At 40.5% G+C, this 210-nt stretch carries 1 protein-coding gene; it reads left to right on the top strand.

What is annotated here, in order from left to right:
• Positions 1 to 210: hypothetical protein (locus tag AC1M9J_RS14890; protein ID WP_481952584.1), on the top strand; the 210-nt coding region annotated here is incomplete at both ends.

The raw sequence follows: 210 nt of genomic DNA, 5'->3' as shown, positions 1-210 counted from the left end.
CTGATGGTCGTGATCCTGCTAAAACAGTTACCAAAGGTGATGTGATCAAAGCGACTGATGAATTAGACGCTGCAGATGCTGCATTAAAAACTAATGCACAACAAGAGTTTGAAGATTCATTAGCAACTGAAGTGGATCTACTTGCGCTTGAGACGAAGGCGAAAGACCTTCAGACTAAACTTAATGAAAATGCAAAGTTAGAAGAGTCAG

This window comes from Acinetobacter sp. ANC_7588, assembly GCF_056783995.1.
This window is presented reverse-complemented; position numbering and strand designations above follow the sequence as displayed.